The organism is Lachnoclostridium sp. An131 (genome assembly GCF_002160825.1).
Classification (GTDB): Bacteria; Bacillota; Clostridia; order Lachnospirales; family Lachnospiraceae; genus Laedolimicola.
This window is the reverse complement of the sequence record NZ_NFLI01000003.1, coordinates 24,958-44,170: the sequence shown is the minus strand read 5'-3', so window position 1 is coordinate 44,170 and position 19,213 is coordinate 24,958. Positions and strand designations below refer to the sequence as shown.

Below are 19,213 nucleotides of genomic sequence, written 5' to 3'. Positions count from 1 at the left end.
ATGGAATATGCGATCGATGTACAGGGATTAACGAAGCATTATCCGGGCTTTGCGCTGGAGCATGTAAGCTTTTCAGTACCGTCCGGTTCCATTGTGGGATTTATCGGGGAAAATGGAGCGGGGAAAAGCACGACCATCAAAGCGGTTCTGGACCTGATTCAGAAGGATGGAGGCGAAATTACGCTTCTTGGAAAGAAGGACGGTGCAGCGCTGCGTGAGGTCAAGGAGCAGATTGGGGTCGTCTTTGACGAGAGCTATTTTCCGGATAATCTGCGGGTGCCGGATGTGGACACGATTATGAGGTGTATTTTTCGGAACTGGGAGAGTGAAAAATTCCTGTCCTATTGCAGGAGGTTTGAGCTTCCGGAGAAAAAGATGGTAAAGACGTTTTCCAGGGGGATGAAGATGAAGCTCTCTATTGCTGTGGCTCTTTCACACCAGACAAAGCTTCTGATTCTCGACGAGGCGACCAGCGGACTGGACCCGGTCGTGAGAAATGAGATTCTGGACATTTTTCAGGAATTTATACAGGAAGAGGATCACACGGTCTTTTTATCTTCTCATATCACAAGTGATATTGAGAGGATTGCGGATTATATTCTGCTGATTCATAAGGGGAAAATGCTGCTGTTTGAGGATAAGGATACGCTGCGCTACGAATATGGGATCGTGCGCTGTACCCGGGAGCGGGCGGAACAGATTGAGAAATCCCAGATCGTGGGCCTGCGTGAGAACCAGTTTGAGACGGAAATACTGGTGAAACATGCCGGAAAGCTGCAGAATGCGGCGGATCTGGTGGTGGACCGGGCTTCTCTGGACGATATTCTTTTATTTACCGTGAAAAAAGACAGGAAAGAGAGAGGGGAAAGAGGATGAAAGGACTTTTGATTAAGGATCTCTGTAATCTGCGCCAGATAGCGAAGCAGACGCTGATTGTTCTGGCTGTGCTGGCGGCCTGGTGCCTGTTTCTGAATAATTCTCAGATCTTTTCCATGATGATGATTATATACTGTATGATGCTGATTTTTACTGCCATGAGCTACGACGAGATGGCGAACTTCGACAAGTACGCGCTGACACTGCCGGTGACCAGGCGTGATCTGGTGAAGACGAAATACGCGCTGCTTTTGATTCTGTTCGCTGTGGGTATTCTGGTAGGGCTTCTGGGAGAAGGAGTTTTCTATCTGACCCGCGGCGGAGGAGGGATATCTCTGACAGAGCATGCAATTTCCCTGTTTTCGGTGGCCTGCCTGTATCTGATGGCCTTTGCCGTGCTGATGCCGTTTATTTTCCGGCTGGGGATGGAGAAGGCGAGACTGCTTCTGGCGCTTATCTTCGTGATCGCCTTTGGAGTGATTTACGGCGGCGTGATTCTGGTCAGAAATATGGGAATTGAGATCACAGACCAGCTTGTAGCAGGAGTGATCGCGGCAGGACTCGTGCTTGCTGTGGCAGGCTTTTTCCTCTCATATCTGATTTCGGTGAACATTGTGCAGAAAAAAGAGTGGTAGAGCCTGCGCGGAGCCGGTGTACAGGACCTTGAATGCAGCAGGGAAAAAATTGATAAAAAAATAACAATTTTGCGAAAAAAGGGTTGCATCTCTTCCGAATATCCTTTATAATACAAAACAGAAATAATAACTATTATTGATTAAACGAGTACAGGAGGAAGCAACCTTATGAAGACAGTTATCATTGGCGCAAATCATGCCGGCATCGCTGCGGCAAACACTCTTCTTGACAACTATCCGGAGCAGAAGGTGGTTATGATTGACCGGAACACGAATCTGAGCTACCTGGGATGCGGAACGGCGCTCTGGGTAGGCCGCCAGATTGATTTTTATGAAAACCTGTTTTATACAAATAAAGAGGCCTTTGAGGCGAAGGGCGCGGAAATCCACATGGAGACATCCGTGACGCGGATCGACTTCGGGGCAAAGACCGTGTACTGTGAGAAGAAGGACGGAACCACCTTTGAGGAAAGCTATGACAAGCTGATTCTGGCCACAGGCTCTCTGCCGATTTCTCCGAATCTGCCCGGCAAGGACCTGGAGGGCATCAGCTTCCTGAAGCTGTTCCAGGAGGGGCAGGAGGTAGACCGTCAGATCAGCGATCCGGCTGTGAAGCGCGTGGCCGTAGTCGGAGCGGGCTATATCGGCGTGGAGATTGCGGAAGCAGCAAAGCGCCGCGGCAAGGATGTGCTGCTCTTTGACGTGGCTCCCTGTTCTCTGGCAAGCTATTATGACACCTGGTTTACAGACGATATGGATAAAAATCTGCAGGATCACGGAATCGAGACTCATTTCTGCGAGCGCGCGACCGCTTATAAGGGTACAAAGCGCGTAGAGGCGATTGTGACGGACAAGGGCGAGTATCCGGTAGATATGGTAATCAATGCCATCGGTTTCATTCCGAACACAGAGCTTGGACGGGATCATCTGCAGTGTCTGGCAAATGGCGCTTACCATGTAGACAGCCATCAGCAGACCAGTGATCCGGACGTATACGCAGTAGGCGACTGCGCGTCCATCTATTCGAACGCGCTCCAGGCGGAGACATACATCGCTCTGGCTACCAACGCAGTGCGCAGCGGTATTGTGGCAGGCCACAATGTGGGTGGAACACAGCTTGACGCCATCGGCGTACAGGGTTCCAACGGCATCTCTATCTTTGGCTACAATATGGTTTCCACAGGCCTGTCTGTGAAGGCGGCCGAGAAGAACGGCATTAAGGTGAAATATTCTGATTTTGAGGATCTGCAGAGGCCGGGCTTCATGAAGGAAAATGCAAAGGTAAAGATTCGTCTGGTTTACGAGGAAGGCAGCCGCCGTCTGGTGGGGGCTCAGATGGCTTCTACAGAGGATATTTCCATGGGCATCCATGTGTTCTCTCTGGCTATTGAGGAAGGCGTTACCATCGACAAACTGAAGCTTCTGGATATCTTCTTCCTGCCGCATTTCAACCAGCCGTACAACTATATTACAATGGCTGCGCTGAAAGCAGAGTAAGACAGAAAAAAGCAGATCTGGATCGGTTTGTCAGCGTTCCATATATTACTGCAATCCTTCAGAAAAAATTAAGAAAATGTTCAGAAAAGAGTCTGGCTTATCAGGCTCTTTTCTTTTATACTATGAGAGGCAGCATAAGACAAGGAGAATGAGAGGAAGCGAAAGAACGATGACCAGACGGCAGAAAAAGAGGATGCTGGTATTGGCCGGCAGCCTGACCGTCGTGATCTGCGTGGGAATGCTGATTGGAACCGTATACGCGCAGACCATGGAACAGGAACAGCAGGAGGAAGCAGCAGTACAGGAGATTGTACTGCCGGATGTACTGGAAGAGTATACAGCTGATAAGACAGCTGAGAATACGAAAGAGGCTTTGACGCAGGATACAGAAGAGAAAGAAGAGAATCTGCCGGAGGACTGGAACCTGATCCTGGTGAACCGTACCCATCCAATCCCGGAGGATTATGAGGTAGAGCTTAAAAATATTGGAAGCGGGCACAAGATTGACGCGAGAGCCTATGATGATTTCAGAGCCATGATACAGGCGGCGAAACGTGAGGGCGTCTACATCTATGTGACCTCCTCTTACCGTGATCTGGATAAGCAGACTGAGCTCTACAATAAAAAGGTGGAATCCTATGTGATGCAGGGATACTCCTATGAGAGCGCGAGAGAGCAGGCAGGGCAGGTTGTAGCCGTGCCGGGTACCAGCGAGCATCATCTGGGACTGGCTCTTGATCTGGTTTCTTCCGAATACCGCAAGCTGGATGAAAAACAGGAGAACACCAAGGGTTTTCAGTGGCTGGAGGAGCATTCCTGGGAATATGGCTTCATTCTGCGCTATCCGAATGGGGAGACAGACATTACAGGCATCATCTATGAGCCCTGGCATTTCCGCTATGTGGGCCTGGAGGCTGCAAAGGAGATTACCGAGGCAGGCCTGACCCTGGAGGAATATGTGGGAGCAAAGCCGGTGTCGGAAGGACTGGAAGAGCTGGAGGCTCAGGAGAAGGAGAAAGAGCAGAGCTCTTATCTGTCAGACAGTACTGAAGAGGATACATATCATACCTATGAGTCAAACGCCCTGGGGCAGACGGAAGGGGTATAAAAAATGAAAAGCGCAGCAAAGCTGCGGGAGTGAATCAAAAGCCCGCTCCGGAATTCATGAAATTCCGGAGTGGGCTTTTGATTAGAATCCTGGGATGCGGTTATTTAACCTCTATAAGCTCATATTCGTCATTGCCCAGGCCGATCCTTTTGGCGTGTTCGATCGCTGTTTTCCAGTCTGTATCAGGTGATATCGCCCCAAAATGATCCCGGTCATGATGGCAGGATTCGCCAAGGACACTGTCACGAATCACAGGCTGGCGGTTCACAGCGTCTGCGCAGGCCACGTCGAGAGCCACCGGATCAAAGGAAGCGAACATCCCCACATCCGGGACGATGGCTGTGTCGTTTTCTGCATGACAGTCGCAGAAAGGGGAGACGTCGATGACCAGGCTGATATGGAAGGCTGGTCGGCCGTCTACTACAGCCTTGGTATATTCGGCGATTTTCCGGTTCATAATGTCGCAGGCTTCATCATGCGCAGGCTTGACGGCATCTTTGGGACAGACGCCGATGCAGCGTCCGCAGCCAACGCATTTGCTCTGATCGATGGATGCCTTTCGGTCTTTCACATGGGGAGCGTCATGGGCGCAGATCCGTACGCAGGCGCCGCAGCCGATGCAGTCTTCTGTATGGACAAAAGGCTTTCCGGCGCTGTGCATCTCCATTTTTCCGGCCCGGGAACCGCAGCCCATACCGAGATTTTTCAGGGCTCCTCCAAAGCCGGCCATTTCATGCCCCTTAAAATGCGTAAGAGAGATGATGATATCTGCGTCCATGACAGCGCGGCCGATCTTTGCTTCCTTTACATATTCGCCGCCCTTTACGGGAACGGCGACGTCATCTGTCCCCTTCAGGCCGTCGCCGATCAAGATGTGGCAGCCGGTGGAGAAGGGGGAAAAGCCGTTCAGATAGGCAGACTCTATATGATCCAGAGCATTTTTTCTGCCGCCCACATAGAGCGTGTTGCAGTCTGTCAGGAAAGGCTTTCCGCCCAGGCTTTTTACGACGTCCGCCACAGTCTTGGCGTAGTTGGGGCGCAGATATGCCAGATTGCCCGGTTCGCCGAAATGAATTTTGATGGCAGTGTATTTGCCGTCAAAATCGATAGTCTCGATGCCTGCTTTTCGAATCAGGCGCTCCAGCTTGTTCTGAAGATTGTCGCCGTTGTGTACACGCAGGTTTGTAAAAAATACCTTTGAAGGTTCCATGGAACGTTTCCTCCGTCCTTTTAGAATTCATAAAACAGGCAGCCGCGGGCTGACAGGCAGCGTTCCGGGACTGCTTTTTAAGTAGTCTATCACGGATAAGAAAAAAATTCCAGGAGGATTTCTTAAATTTTCGTGAAAACAGGGAGGGCGGCTTGGAAATAAACTAAAAATATGGTAGGATAGACGAGGTGAAAAGAAGGAGTGCATATGAAGAAAATATTGAAAAAGATACTGCAGAACCGTCTTGTGGCGTTTGGCCTGATTCTGGCTGTAGAGCTGGCCTGGCTGCTGATTTTTCTGACAGAGCTTGTGAATTATTCCACGGTAATTTCTATCCTGTTTACGGTCTTAAGCCTGCTGGTAGTCCTCTGGATCATCAACCGGGATGACAATCCTGCCTACAAAATGGCATGGATTATTCTGATTATGACAGTCCCGCTGATTGGAGGCCTGTTCTACCTGGCAGTGGGGCACAAGCAGCCATCCAGAGGAATGCGCCGGAAAATGGAGGCCGAGCGGGTACGGACAGAGGACGAGCTTTTGCAGGATCCGGAGGTGCTGGAGGAGATACGCGCCTGTGACCGGCGGATCGAGGGACAGATCCGATATACCGCTCTGACAGGAGGATATCCCGTCTACGGGAACACGGCGGCCCGCTATTATCAAATAGGCGAAGAGCTGTACCAGGATCTGCTGGAAGAGCTGAAGAAAGCGGAGCATTTCATCTTCATGGAATTCTTCATTGTCGGAGAAGGAAAAATGTGGGGAAGCATCCGCGAGATTCTGGAGGAAAAAGCGAAGGCAGGCCTGGATGTGCGCTTCATGTATGATGATCTGGGAAGCGTATCTCTTCTTCCCGCAGACTATGACCGCCAGCTCGAGGAGGCGGGAATTAAATGTATTGCGTTCAACCGTTTCGTTCCGTTCTGGTCACTGGTGATGAACAACCGCGATCACCGGAAGATTGTTGTGATCGATGGACATACGGCTTTCAGCGGAGGCGTGAACCTGGCGGATGAGTATATCAATGAAAAGGTAAGGTTCGGCCACTGGAAGGACACGGGCTTTATGCTGAAGGGTGAGGCTGTCTGGAATTATACGGTCATGTTTCTGAGAATGTGGAATTCCCAGCGGCATACAGATCCCTCCTACGACCCGTTCAGGCCCTTTGTCTGGCACCCGGCTCCCTTCGAGGGGGAAGGCTTCATACAGCCCTATGGAGATTCGCCTCTGGACGATGAGATAGTGGCTGAGAATGTATATCTGGATATCCTGAATCAGGCGCGGGATTATGTTTACATTTTTACTCCGTACCTTATTGTGGATCATGAGATGCAGTCAGCGCTGTGTCTGGCTGCGAAGCGCGGGGTGGATGTACGGATTGTGACACCCGGAATTCCGGATAAGAGAATGGTGTTTCAGCTGACACGTTCCTACTATCCTGTCCTTTTGAAGGCAGGTGTGAGGATTTACGAGTATACGCCGGGCTTTCTGCATGCCAAATCCTATGTCTGCGACGATGAGATTGCGGTGGTAGGAACGATCAACATGGATTACAGGAGCCTGTACCTGCACTTTGAGTGCGGCACCTATTTTTACAGGAGCCCGATTGTGGCGGATGTAAAAAAAGACAGCCTGGAAACGATGAAAAAGGGCAGGGAAATCACCTTAAGCGATACGCGCCAGGGCTTCCTGGGAGGCCTTTTCAGCGCTGTTCTCCGTGTATTTTCTCCGCTTCTTTAAAAGAAGGCGGTTAAAAGGTTAAAATGTAAGAACGTATTGGAGGAAAAGATTTTAAAATGAATGTATTGTTTTTTCTGAGGCCCAAGGGAGAGCTTGCCTATATTTATGACGACTGTTCGCTCCGCCAGGGTCTTGAGAAGCTGGAGCGCAGCGGTTTTACCGCTATCCCAATGATCAACCGAAAAGGAGAATACATAGGGACGATCACGGAAGGAGATTTCCTGTGGTCGCTGAAAAATAAATTTCTTCTGGATTTAAAGATGGCTGAGGATGTGCCGATTCAGTCTGTGCGCAGGAGAATGCGGTTCGAGCCTATTTCCATCAATTCCAATATGGAGGATCTGGTGACAAAAGCCATGAACCAGAATTTCGTTCCGGTGATTGACGACAAAGGAATTTTTATCGGGATTGTAACCCGGAAGGATATTATCGAATTCTGTTATAAAGAGTATACCAGAAAAGAAAATTGACTTGATTCATAGACCAAATGTTGTTAAAATGGTATCTGATGTGATTTGGTTCTAAAAGAAACAAAAATATATGGAGGGCTGAAAATGAGTAGTACAGCACAAAGCCCGGCAGGCAGAAGAATTGCAGAGCTGCTTGACGGGAACAGTTTTGTGGAAATCGGCGGTCAGGTGACAGCCAGAAGCACCGATTTCAATCTGCAGGAAATGAATACGCCTTCGGACGGCGTCATCACAGGATATGGAGTGATCGACGGGAATCTGGTCTATGTGTACAGCCAGGATGCTTCCGTACTGAACGGAACGCTTGGAGAGATGCATGCGAAAAAGATTGTACGTCTGTATGAGATGGCATGTAAGATGGGAGCGCCGGTGATTGGACTTATCGACTGCGCGGGCGTCCGCCTTCAGGAGGGCGTGGACGCGCTGAATGGTTTTGGGGAGCTTTATCTCCAGCAGACCCTTGCATCTGGAGTCGTGCCGCAGATTACTGCGATCTTTGGTTCCTGCGGCGGCGGACTTGCGGTCATTCCGGGACTTTCAGATTTCACTTTTATGGAAGAGAAGGATGCGAAGCTTTTTGTAAATGCGCCAAACGCGATCGCGGGAAACAGAAAAGAGAAGTGCGACAGCTCTTCCGCGAAGTTTCAGGCAGAGGAAGCGGGAACGGTAGATATGGTGGGAAGCGAGAGCGATATTCTCGCCCAGATCCGCTGCCTGATCACCTGGCTTCCGGCGAATAATGAGGACGACGCCTCTTATGAGGAGTGCGTGGATGATCTGAACCGCGTATGCGCGGATCTGGACAGCGTGCAGTATTCTGCTCCTTATATCCTGTCCAGCATTTCTGACGGAAATGCGTTTTTTGAGACAAAAGCAGCCTATGCGAAGGATATGGTGACAGGCTTCATCCGCCTCAATGGCATGACTGTAGGTGCTGTGGCCAACGGAGAGACGGAGCTGACGGCGAGAGGAGCCCAGAAGGCGGCAGACCTTGTAAATTTCTGCGATGCTTTCAATATTCCTGTTCTTACGATTACAAACGTGAAGGGCTATAAGGCTTCCCTGTGCTCTGAGCGCAGCCTGGCAAAGGCTGTGGCACGGCTTACCTATGCGTTTGCGAACGCGACGGTTCCGAAGGTAAATGTAATCGCGGGCGAGGCGTTCGGCAGCGCCTATGTGACGATGAACAGTAAGGGAATCGGAGCAGATCTGGTATTCGCATGGAAGAACGCGAAGATTGGCATGATGGACGCAGGGATGGCTGCAAAGGTCATGTATGCAGATGCAGATGCCGAGACGCAGAACGAGAAGGCGAAAGAATATGCCGCTCTTCAGGACAGTGTAGAGGCTGCCGCGAGACGGGGCTACGTGGATGCGGTCATCGATGCTGCTGACACGAGAAAGCAGGTAATCGGCGCGTTTGAGATGCTGTTTACCAAGAGAGAGAGCCGTCCGGACAAAAAGCACGGAACTGTCTAGGAGGGGTGAAAGGTTATGAAAAGAGGCTTGAAAAAACTACTGGCTCTGCTGGCTTTGACAGGTATTCTTGTGCTGGCAGGCTGCTCGTCCAGAATTTATCTGGAGAATGAAGCAGACTACCAGACGAGATCCGATCAGTATGTGCAGATGCTGGTAAATTCCGACACGGCTGATCTGGAAGCAGAGCTTGAGAACCTGGAGGCTCATTACGAAGATTTTGAGCAGCAGGTGGAGCTCTATCCCTACATCGGCGGAACGGGACAGAAATTTGATTTTACGGCTGATGCCTATGTAAGCATGCTGACCTCTTATCTGGACAATATAGACGAGTTCGGCGCCTACGTGGGCGTAAAAGAATATGAAGGCGCGACAGAGGATTCTGACGGAAATATTACATATTCCGCAGTTTACGAATTTGAAGCTCATGATATGCGGCTGAGCCTGGTGTATGATGGGGATGGGGTTGTGACGACGGTAACCCTGGATCCGATTTACAGCAGGGGCGAGATTGCTGAGAAGGCGGCCTTGAATACGCTGATCGGTATGGGCTCTGTGTTTGTGGTTCTGATCATTCTCTGCTTTATCATTTCCTGCTTTAAGTACATTCATATGGCAGAAGAAAAGGCAAAGAAGAAGGGTGGAAAGCCAGAAGGCAAGCCGGCGGCGGTGGCTTCAGGATCCAAGGCTGCAGCGCCTGCTCAGATGGCGGCGCCGGCCGGTGCGGAGCCTGAGCTTGTGGCTGCGATCACAGCTGCAGCTGTGACGGCTGATTCCCAGCTCGTAGCAGTGATTACAGCAGCTGTGGCGGCTGAGATGGGTACGTCGGAGGACGGCTTTGTAGTGCGCTCCATCAGGCGCAGAAGCGGCAATAAATGGAAAAAATCATAATCCAAGTTAAAAAATTGCAATGATTTTAAATTCAGGAGGAAAAAACAATGAAAAATTATACAATTACCGTAAATGGCGTAGCATATGATGTGACCGTAGAAGAAAGAGCTGCCGGTGTAGCCTATATCCCGGCTCCTGCTCCTGTGGCAGCCCCGGCTCCCGCACCCGCAGCGGCGCCGGCCCCTGCAGCAGCCCCGGCCCCGGCTCCCGCAGCAGCCCCGGCTCCTGCTCCGGCCCCCGCTCCTGCAGCAGCGGCAGGCGGTATCGAAGTAAAGGCTTCCGTGCCGGGCAAGGTCGTGAAGATTGAGGCTTCGGTAGGCCAGGCAGTAAATCCGGGCGACAGCATCGTTGTTTTGGAGGCTATGAAGATGGAGATCCCGATCGTGGCTCCTGAGGCAGGAACAGTAGCAAGCATTAACGTAAGCGTAGGTCAGGCAGTCGAGTCCGGTGATTTATTAGCGTCTCTGAACTAAATCAGACAGAACGTGAATTTCAACGGAGGTTACGACATGGAATATATATTTGAAACCCTTGGAAACCTCGTGCACCAGACGGCCTTTTTCAATCTGACCTGGGGCAATTTTGTCATGATCCTTGTTGCATGTGTGTTTCTGTATCTTGCTATCAAAAAGGATTATGAGCCGCTTTTGCTGGTTCCGATCGCTTTTGGTATGCTTCTTGTAAATATTTATCCGGACATTATCGTAAGTCCGGAGGAGACCTCGAACGGTGTCGGCGGCCTTCTTTATTATTTCTATGTGCTGGATGAGTGGTCGGTCCTGCCCTCCCTGATTTTCATGGGTGTGGGCGCGATGACTGATTTTGGCCCGCTGATCGCGAATCCGAAGAGCTTCCTCCTCGGCGCGGCGGCTCAGTTTGGTATTTTTGTGGCGTATCTGGGCGCCATGCTGATGGGCTTTTCCGACAAGGCTGCGGCGGCCATCTCCATTATCGGAGGGGCAGACGGCCCGACCTCGATCTTCCTGGCCGGAAAGCTGGAGCAGACGGCTTTGCTCGGACCTATTGCAGTGGCGGCCTACTCCTATATGGCTCTCGTCCCGATTATTCAGCCGCCGATCATGCGTCTGCTGACTACGGAAAAGGAGCGTAAGATCAAGATGGAGCAGCTTCGCCCCGTATCCAAGCTGGAGAAGATCCTGTTCCCGATCATCGTGACCATCGTGGTCTGCCTGATCCTGCCGACGACAGCTCCCCTGGTAGGAGCCCTGATGCTGGGCAATCTGTTCCGTGAGTCTGGCGTGGTAAAGCAGCTGGCAGAAACAGCCTCCAATGCGATGATGTACATTGTGGTTATCCTGCTGGGAACCTCTGTAGGCGCTACAGCCAGCGCGGAAGCGTTCCTGACAGCCGATACCCTGAAGATCGTGCTGCTCGGCCTGATTGCGTTTGCATTCGGCACTGCGGCAGGCGTATTGCTTGGAAAGCTGATGTGCGTATTGACGAAGGGCAAGGTAAATCCGCTGATCGGCTCTGCGGGTGTGTCTGCCGTTCCGATGGCGGCCCGTGTGTCTCAAAAGGTAGGCGCTGAGGCCGATCCGACGAACTTTCTGCTGATGCACGCCATGGGTCCAAACGTAGCCGGTGTTATCGGTACGGCTGTTGCAGCCGGTACCTTTATGGCTATCTTTGGAGTCATGTAAAGTGAAGGGCGGAGAATCCTGAATTTACAGGCGGTAGAAAAATGAGTGTGAGTAAATGATAGAAAATTTTAACGAGGAGGTTCAAAAATGTCTGAGATAAAACCGGTACAGATTACCGAGACTATACTGCGTGACGCCCATCAGTCTTTGATTGCAACACGTATGACGACAGAACAGATGCTTCCCATTGTGGAGAAGCTGGACCAGGTGGGCTACCATTCCCTGGAGTGCTGGGGAGGAGCTACCTTTGACGCGTCCCTTCGTTTTATGCACGAGGATCCGTGGGAGAGACTGCGCAAGATTAAGGCGAAGGCGAAAAAAACCCCGCTGCAGATGCTGTTCCGCGGCCAGAATATTCTGGGATACCGTCCCTATGGTGACGATGTGGTAGAGTATTTCGTACAGAAGTCTATTGCGAACGGAATCAATATCATCCGTATCTTTGACTGCCTGAATGATATGAGAAATCTTCAGACCGCAGTGAAGGCGACCAACAAGGAAGGCGGCCATGCGCAGGTTGCCCTTTCCTACACACTGGGGGATGCCTATACCCTGGAATACTGGACGAATATCGCGAAAGAGATTGAGGAGATGGGCGCTAATTCCATCTGTATCAAGGACATGGCAGGATTGCTGCTTCCTTATAAGGCCACAGAGCTTGTAAAGGCTCTGAAGGAGACCGTTCATATTCCGATTCAGCTTCATACCCACTATACATCCGGCGTGGCTTCCATGACCTACCTGAAAGCCGTAGAGGCAGGCGTAGACGTGATCGACTGCGCGATGTCTCCGTTCGCTCTGGGAACCTCCCAGCCGGCGACCGAGGTAATGGTAGAGACCTTCCGGGGAACTCCCTATGATACCGGTTACGATCAGAAGCTTCTGGCTGAGATTGCGGATTACTTCCGTCCGATCCGTGACGAGGCTCTGGACAGCGGCCTGCTGAATCCGAAGAACCTGGGTGTCAATATCAAGACTCTGCTGTATCAGGTGCCGGGCGGAATGCTGTCCAACCTGACCTCTCAGTTGAAAGAGCTGGGAGCGGAAGACAAATACTACGAGGTGCTGGAAGAGGTTCCGCGTGTGCGTAAGGACTTCGGTGAGTGCCCGCTGGTCACTCCGTCTTCTCAGATCGTCGGTACACAGGCAGTGATGAATGTGGTAGCCGGCGAGCGGTACAAGATGGTAACCAAGGAATCCAAGGACCTGCTTTCCGGAAAATACGGAAAGACGGTAAAGCCTTTCAATCCGGAAGTGCAGAAGAAGTGCATCGGAGACGCAGAGGTTATCACCTGCCGTCCGGCAGATCTTGTTCCGAACGAGCTGGATACGCTGGAGAAGGAGATGGCACAGTACAAGGAACAGGACGAGGATGTGCTGACCTATGCGCTGTTCCCGCAGGTAGCTACGGAGTTCTTCAAATACAGAGATGCGCAGGAGAAGAAGGTAGACGTGACAGAGGCGGATACCGAGAACGGCGCATACCCAGTATAAGAGAACACAGGTACAGTAAAAGGTATAAAACTGTTCGAACAACAATAGAAAGCCGCCGCTTTACAGGAGATTCTTCTGTGAAGCAGCGGCTTTCCGCATTTTCACTGACAGCCAGATGCAAAAAGCAGTTGATTTTATGTTCGTGAAATCCAGTTTTCCTCCAGAAAGTCTACCATATCAGCGGTCCTGGGCGGACAGCCCTTCAGGGAACAGGCAAAGCAGGAAGTGCAGGAACCGATTCCAATGTCTCCGGACTGGTTTTTATAGCCCTGCCCGATGCCAAGAGGAGTCAGGCCACGCCGGAGCTTTCCGGCTTCATCGAGGCGGTTCAGCGCATGAATGAGCATGCCGTAGCAGGCAGAGCAGGCGTCTTTCGGCGCCGTGTATCCGGCCAGCTTCTGCACACGGCGGGGCAGAGGTGTTTTTCGCCTGGAACCGGGAAGCTGTGTGTAATCCGTATCAGAGCTTTCATTTAAAAGAATCAGGCGGGCCTTTGAGGTGTCGGCGCAGCCTGTCCCAAGCTGTTCCGCAAGGCGGATATAGGGCACGTCGTCCACGGGAATCCCGAAGCAGCCGCAGACAAAAGCGTCGCAGAGCACCGGGTCCTTCAGCCCGAGAATCCGGTTCATTACCACAGGATTTCCGCCTTCCTCAAAATCCAGATCCCCGCAGATATTGTCCACAAGGATAAAATCGTTCCGCACGACGGTGCTCAGATACGCGATCGGTTTGTGCAGGCCCATGGTGTGGAAGCGCCGCTTCTCTGCGTTGGGAATCAGTCCTTTGTTGTTCTTTAAAGCGCAGGTGATAAGGGTCTGACAGTGGCCTTTCAGCACCGGCATATTGATAACGAAATCTGATTCCAGGGCTTTCCGGCAGACGGTGAGCTTCATGCCCTTTGCATCGCAGAAAACGCCTTCGTCCTTTTGCAGATCCACGAGCGGTACGCCGTATTTTTCTGAAATGGCAGGGTAGCCGAGGGCTTTGTAGGCGCGCTGCGTGCTGTCGCCGACCCAGGCTCCTTCCATAATGGTAATGTGGCGGAAACCGTGACTCTGCAGATATTCAATCGTTCCGCATACCAGCTCCGTGTGCGTGGTGGCGCCGGTGTCCGGCAGTATGGTACCCAGCAGGTTGGGCTTCAGCGCGATGTGCCTGCTGCGGTCTCCGATCTCCTGTGCCAGTCCGGCCTCGGTCAGCAGATGAATCGTCATTTCTTTATAATCTGTGCCGTGGATGATATAAATGTCATTCCTGTTCATAGGCAGAGCTCTCCTTTTCTTTTATCTGAATTTAGCATCGGTGTACGAGGGGCAATACGCCTAAGTCCTGTAAATGCGCCTGTCTTCTGCGTGATCCTCAGTCTGCGGATCCTGTTTATGATAGTTATTTTATCATACCGGAAAGATAGTACAAGAGGGTTTCGTCAACAGGAAACCTTGAAAATGCAGCATTCAGGCACGCTGGTAAAAGGCAGATTGCCGTACTGCCGGGAATATGTTACACTGTCGGTAAGAATACAAGGACAGCGCCGGGGTACAGGCAAAGCAGGTCTTTTTTTGAATGCCGGCGCTGATGACAGGATGATAAAGGAGAAAGACAACACAGATGAGCAAAGTTTTGATTGTGGGCGGCGGGGCGGCTGGTATGCTGGCTTCTGTCTTTGCCGCAAGGCGGGGGCATGAGGTCCATGTGTTTGAAAAAAATGAGAAGCTGGGAAAAAAGCTTTATATTACAGGAAAAGGAAGGTGCAATCTGACGAATGCCTGTGATATGGACAGCCTTTTTGACAGCGTGCGGACGAACTCCCGGTTCCTGTACAGCGCATTTTACGGGTTTACGAATCAGGACGCCATGGATTTTTTTGAGCAGGAGGGACTGCCTCTGAAAGTGGAGCGGGGAGAAAGGGTATTTCCTGCTTCCGACAAATCAGCAGATGTGCTGGATACCCTGCGCCGCAGCATGAAAAAAGCCGGTGTGAAGGTTCATCTGAATACAGGTGTAAAAGAGCTCATCTGCCGGGAAGGGCAGATGAAGGGAGTGATTCTGGAGAACGGAGAGACTGTAGAAGGGGATGCTGTGATTGTGGCCACGGGCGGACTTTCCTATCCTTCTACAGGCTCCACCGGGGACGGATACCGGTTTGCGGAAGAGGCAGGTCATAAGGTGACTGACTGCCTGCCTTCCCTGGTGCCTTTCAATATCCGGGAGGAATTTGTAAAGGAACTGCAGGGACTCTCCCTGAAAAATGTAGAGATTTCCATTTATAATGGAAAGAAACAGGTGTTCCGCGAATTTGGAGAGATGCTCTTTACCCACTTTGGCGTCAGCGGGCCGCTGATTCTGACTGCCAGCAGCTATGTGGGAGCTTATTCCTCCCGGCAGGAGCTGCGTCTGGTTCTGGATTTGAAACCCGCCCTGACACCAGAACAGCTGGACCAGCGGATTCTCCGTGATTTTGACGCAAACCCCAACAAGAGCTTTAAAAATGTGGTTTCCGGCCTGTTTCCGGCAAAGCTGACACCGGTAATGGTGGCTTTATCCGGCATTGCTCCGGATAAGAAGGTGCACAACATATCCAGAGAAGAACGGCAGAGATTCGTACATCTGATAAAAAATCTGGAGATGACCATAACGGGACTTCGGGATTATCGGGAGGCGATCATCACGAAAGGCGGCGTGTCGGTGAAAGAGATCAATCCCTCCACGATGGAGTCCAAGCTGGTAAAAGGACTTTATTTCATCGGAGAGGTGCTGGATCTGGACGCGGTGACGGGAGGTTTCAATCTGCAGATTGCCTGGTCTACGGCATATGCGGCGGGAAATGCGGTGTAGTCTGGTCTGCCGGGCATTCTGTGAGTGCTTTGGATATTATCCTTTACGGGCAGCTTATTCTGGATTTAAAAAGAACGCAGAGGAAGACAGAGAAAAATGGGAGAAATAGAATATAAAGTAGATGACTGTAATCTCAGCGCGCAGGCCTTTGTCTCGTTTGTCAACAGGATATGGCCGGGAAATTAGGATATAGAAAAGACAGAGAAAGCATTGTCAGAAACAATAAATATAACCGCCTATGATGACAGCACGCTTACAGGGTGTCTTCGGATTCTTACAGATGGCTGTTATTTTGGGACGATTACGGAACTGCTGGTGCTTCCGGAGTATCAGAAAAAAGGAGGAAATCCAGTTGATTTATATTACAGGTGACTGCCATGGAGATTACCGCCGTTTCAGTACGGAAATCTTCCCGGAGCAGAAAAAGATGACCAGAGAGGATTTTGTCATTGTATGCGGCGATTTCGGCTACTGGGATCGCTCCCCGGAGCAGGAATGGTGGCGGAAATGGCTTGCTGAAAAGCCGTTCACACTGTTGTGGGTGGACGGAAACCATGAAAATTACGATATGCTGGCGGAGCTGCCGGTGGAGGAATGGCATGGCGGGAAGGTTCAGTACATCGGAGAAAATGTGATACATCTGATGCGCGGCCAGGTCTATGAGCTGGAGGGATGCCGCCTGTTTGCCTTCGGAGGCGCCAGAAGCCACGATATCCATGATGGAATTCTGGATCCGGATGAGCCTGATTTTAAAGAAAGGTACCAGGCTCTGCGCCGTGCCGGGGCGTGGTTCCGGGTGAACCATGTGTCCTGGTGGAAGGAAGAGATGCCGAATGCCGAGGAGTTTGAAGAGGGAAGAAAAAATCTGGAACGTGCCGGCTGGCAGGTGGACTTTATCGTGACGCACTGTACGGCCTCGTCTACGCAGGCTCTTGCCGGAGGGCTTTTGTATCATCCGGACGCGCTTACGGACTATCTGGAAGAAATTCGGCAGAAATGCCAGTACCAAAGGTGGTTTTTCGGACATTACCATGATGACAGGAATGTGACGGAAAGGGATCTGATGCTGTATGAGCAGATTATCCGGATCAGATAAAGGCAGAATACAGGCAAAAGACAGCCGGTGTCGGAGCTGTAAGTTCTTGGAGGCGCTGTTATGCCGGAGAAAGGAAAGGGAAAGATGAAAAAAGCAAAAAAAGCCGGCGTGTTGGCTGTTGTAATTCTGATTATTGCCGTGGGCTTTCTGATATATCATTATTTTCAGACATGGCCTCTGCGTTTCCGCTCGGATTTTAATGAGTTCTTTGGGGAAGGAAACTGGGAACAGGTGTCTTCGGAAACAAACGAGAGCCGGATGTATACAGTTTACCATCGTTCCAGCAGCCCCGCTCTGTCAGGAGAGAGGGCAGGAACCTACCATAACTGGGATATAGCCTTTACAAACAGATATGGGGAGGAAGAACTCTGGACTATCACAGACCATACGCTTAAGATCAACCATGACAAGCACTGGTTCTTAAGCTCTGAACGGTACTCGGCCAGGCAGGCTCTGACGCTGGAGCTGATGGATCTTTCCTTAGATGCTGTGGGCGAACAGGTGAAACGGGAAATTCTAAGCGGTGTACTGTCGGAAGAGGAGCTGGAATGTCTGGATATCTACATTTCCTATCGAAACGGAAACCCGCCGCCGGAATTTTACAGCAGACTCCGGAAAGAGCCCTGGTTTCAGGCCAATGAGATCACAGCGGCAGATTATCTGGAAACCGATCTGTATGACTTCTATCTTCGGATTCAGGCCTTTGACTACAGGGTGGAAAAGCTGCCAGAGGAGAAGCGCCAGCATCTGATGGACAGTCTTTTGGAAATAGAGAGACTGCTCCGGAATGCTTATGGCAGCCATGCGGATTATGAGATATACCTTGGAGAGGGATATCGGGCAGAATTCACGGCCGGCGGGTCTGCAAACGAGAGATAAAACAGAGCATAAAATGGGGAAATTATAATTGGGGTAAAAATGAAAATGGTTGAACTGCGTGGAAAGGCACCGTATAAAACTGTCTTAGTTCATGGCGGTCCTGGCGCAGCAGGTTCTTTAAAAAACTGTGCAGAAGAATTAAGCAGACAAAGCAGATAATGAAATGTATAACAGAATTTGGAATGAGGCTGTCAGATTGAGAACCAATGGGGAGTTATTGGCGGTATTTAAGAATATTCAGAGCAAACTATTATTTTATGATATTCTTCAGGCTATTATATAATTTCCTGCTTACCATCCCATGGCAGGTGCAAGCGCCCGCCGCGCAGCATAGCCGGCTCATATCTGCGAAATTCTTAACTGTGGAATTTTAGATGTGATTGAGCTGGAAAATGATAATACTGTTGAAAAAGCCGCTCGACGAATCGTAGACAACTTTGTAAATGAAGCATCGGTTGTCAAATTTTTATGGATATGATAGTTTGGCAGCAAGGAGGTGCAAAGATGGACGCGCATAAATTTGGGGCTTTTGTAGCCAAGTGCCGCAAAGAAAGAAACATGACGCAGGCTGATTTGGCTTTAAAAATACAAGTCACCGACAAAGCTGTTAGTCGATGGGAACGAGGGATAGGATTTCCTGATATTAACACGATAGAACCATTGGCTAATGCTTTGGAAGTCAGCGTTCTTGAACTTATGAAATCGGAAAGAATGGCAGCGAATCAAGTTGAGAAAGAGGAAGCGGCAGAAGTGATTACAGACACTCTGAATGTGGCGGTACTGCAACGTAAGCAAGAACGCAAAAATGTGTTTCAGATTTTAGGTGTTACATCCATTATTGTGTTTTTTCTTCTATTTATTGATAGTATGCAGTGGCAGGCAGATACAATTATCTTTACCGGTGTCGGAGTTGCTTTTCCGTTGTTTTGCATGGGGGGATTCATTGCTCTGCTATGTAACGGAATATGGAGAAAAGTAAAAGGGAAATCATGTGGCCAAACGCTTGCATTGGCGATTGCCTTACCACTTCTCTTGATTATATTTTTGGGACTGTTCTTTTTAATCGGAGCATTGGGGATTGGCCCTGTCCCCAACTAAATATGCCGTAGACAATAACACAAGTTTCAGTCAGCCCTTCCCGACTGGTGCAGCAGATTAAAAAATATGAAAAATACAAAAGAAAAGTGGATATGAAACATGTGAAATCGAGAAAAACTTAGAATTCACAGAATTTTCACAAAATTATTAGCACTCACCTCTTGTTAGTTGCGATTGGTTTTTGTCTTGTTTTATCAAGTGCCGCAGGGCCTTATTTTCAAGGATTCTGCGGCATTGATGTTTT

General features: G+C 50.4%; 17 protein-coding genes. 15 read left to right on the top strand and 2 right to left on the bottom strand.

The window, feature by feature from the left end; genetic code table 11:
* From B5E77_RS02990 to B5E77_RS02975, 4 genes are all read left to right on the top strand, one after another.
* Positions 1 to 876, top strand: coding sequence for an ABC transporter ATP-binding protein (locus tag B5E77_RS02990; RefSeq protein ID WP_087163922.1), 876 nt, complete (start codon positions 1 to 3; stop codon positions 874 to 876).
* Positions 873 to 1,511, top strand: a complete 639-nt coding sequence (locus B5E77_RS02985) for an ABC-2 transporter permease (RefSeq protein ID WP_087163921.1) — start codon at positions 873 to 875, stop codon at positions 1,509 to 1,511. The genes B5E77_RS02990 and B5E77_RS02985 overlap by 4 nt, the downstream gene beginning before the upstream one ends.
* Positions 1,512 to 1,679: 168 nt before the next feature.
* Positions 1,680 to 3,008: a H2O-forming NADH oxidase gene (nox, locus tag B5E77_RS02980; RefSeq protein WP_087163920.1), complete on the top strand. Its 1,329-nt coding sequence runs from the start codon at positions 1,680 to 1,682 to the stop codon at positions 3,006 to 3,008.
* A 169-nt stretch (positions 3,009 to 3,177) separates the two neighbouring features.
* Complete coding sequence (locus B5E77_RS02975) at positions 3,178 to 4,116, top strand: M15 family metallopeptidase (RefSeq protein WP_162609629.1); 939 nt, start codon at positions 3,178 to 3,180, stop codon at positions 4,114 to 4,116.
* 100 nt (positions 4,117 to 4,216) lie between these two features.
* Here B5E77_RS02975 and B5E77_RS02970 read toward each other — a convergent pair whose 3' ends face one another.
* Positions 4,217 to 5,326: a DUF362 domain-containing protein gene (locus B5E77_RS02970; RefSeq protein WP_087163918.1), complete on the bottom strand. Its 1,110-nt coding sequence runs from the start codon at positions 5,324 to 5,326 to the stop codon at positions 4,217 to 4,219.
* A gap of 207 nt (positions 5,327 to 5,533) precedes the next feature.
* Here B5E77_RS02970 and cls point away from each other — a divergent pair, with 207 nt between their 5' ends.
* The 7 genes from cls (at position 5,534) to B5E77_RS02935 (ending at position 13,061) form a co-directional block, all read left to right on the top strand.
* Positions 5,534 to 7,069: a cardiolipin synthase gene (cls, locus tag B5E77_RS02965; RefSeq protein ID WP_087163917.1), complete on the top strand. Its 1,536-nt coding sequence runs from the start codon at positions 5,534 to 5,536 to the stop codon at positions 7,067 to 7,069.
* A 56-nt stretch (positions 7,070 to 7,125) separates the two neighbouring features.
* Entirely contained in the window at positions 7,126 to 7,539 is a 414-nt protein-coding gene (locus tag B5E77_RS02960; protein WP_087163916.1) for a CBS domain-containing protein, read from the top strand.
* An 84-nt stretch (positions 7,540 to 7,623) separates the two neighbouring features.
* Positions 7,624 to 9,018: an acyl-CoA carboxylase subunit beta gene (locus tag B5E77_RS02955; protein ID WP_087163915.1), complete on the top strand. Its 1,395-nt coding sequence runs from the start codon at positions 7,624 to 7,626 to the stop codon at positions 9,016 to 9,018.
* Positions 9,019 to 9,033: 15 nt separating this feature from the next.
* Entirely contained in the window at positions 9,034 to 9,906 is an 873-nt protein-coding gene (locus B5E77_RS02950; RefSeq protein WP_087163914.1) for an OadG family protein, read from the top strand.
* A 47-nt stretch (positions 9,907 to 9,953) separates the two neighbouring features.
* On the top strand, positions 9,954 to 10,379 hold the full coding sequence (locus B5E77_RS02945) for a biotin/lipoyl-containing protein (RefSeq protein ID WP_087163913.1): 426 nt from the start codon (positions 9,954 to 9,956) through the stop codon (positions 10,377 to 10,379).
* Between the two features lie 36 nt (positions 10,380 to 10,415).
* Positions 10,416 to 11,567, top strand: coding sequence for a sodium ion-translocating decarboxylase subunit beta (locus B5E77_RS02940; RefSeq protein ID WP_087163912.1), 1,152 nt, complete (start codon positions 10,416 to 10,418; stop codon positions 11,565 to 11,567).
* A gap of 87 nt (positions 11,568 to 11,654) precedes the next feature.
* On the top strand, positions 11,655 to 13,061 hold the full coding sequence (locus B5E77_RS02935) for an oxaloacetate decarboxylase subunit alpha (RefSeq protein WP_087163911.1): 1,407 nt from the start codon (positions 11,655 to 11,657) through the stop codon (positions 13,059 to 13,061).
* Between the two features lie 134 nt (positions 13,062 to 13,195).
* Here the strand turns inward: B5E77_RS02935 and B5E77_RS02930 are convergent, their stop codons facing one another.
* Positions 13,196 to 14,323 carry a DUF362 domain-containing protein gene (locus B5E77_RS02930; protein WP_087163910.1) on the bottom strand — a complete coding sequence of 376 codons (1,128 nt, stop codon included), beginning with the start codon at positions 14,321 to 14,323 and terminating at the stop codon, positions 13,196 to 13,198.
* Positions 14,324 to 14,669: 346 nt separating this feature from the next.
* Between B5E77_RS02930 and B5E77_RS02925 the strand changes: the two genes are divergently transcribed.
* The 4 genes from B5E77_RS02925 to B5E77_RS02905 all read left to right on the top strand — a co-directional run bounded on the left by B5E77_RS02925 (position 14,670) and on the right by B5E77_RS02905 (position 18,969).
* A complete protein-coding gene (locus B5E77_RS02925) occupies positions 14,670 to 15,896 on the top strand; it encodes an NAD(P)/FAD-dependent oxidoreductase (RefSeq protein WP_087163909.1) in 1,227 nt (408 codons plus the stop codon).
* Positions 15,897 to 16,248: 352 nt separating this feature from the next.
* The gene (locus B5E77_RS02915; RefSeq protein WP_242963570.1) at positions 16,249 to 16,992 is read left to right on the top strand and encodes a metallophosphoesterase family protein; all 744 of its coding nucleotides are present in this window, start codon (positions 16,249 to 16,251) and stop codon (positions 16,990 to 16,992) included.
* Between the two features lie 84 nt (positions 16,993 to 17,076).
* Complete coding sequence (locus tag B5E77_RS02910) at positions 17,077 to 17,871, top strand: hypothetical protein (RefSeq protein ID WP_143468568.1); 795 nt, start codon at positions 17,077 to 17,079, stop codon at positions 17,869 to 17,871.
* Between the two features lie 504 nt (positions 17,872 to 18,375).
* Positions 18,376 to 18,969, top strand: coding sequence for a helix-turn-helix domain-containing protein (locus B5E77_RS02905; RefSeq protein ID WP_087163906.1), 594 nt, complete (start codon positions 18,376 to 18,378; stop codon positions 18,967 to 18,969).
* The last annotated feature ends 244 nt before the right edge of the window (positions 18,970 to 19,213 follow it).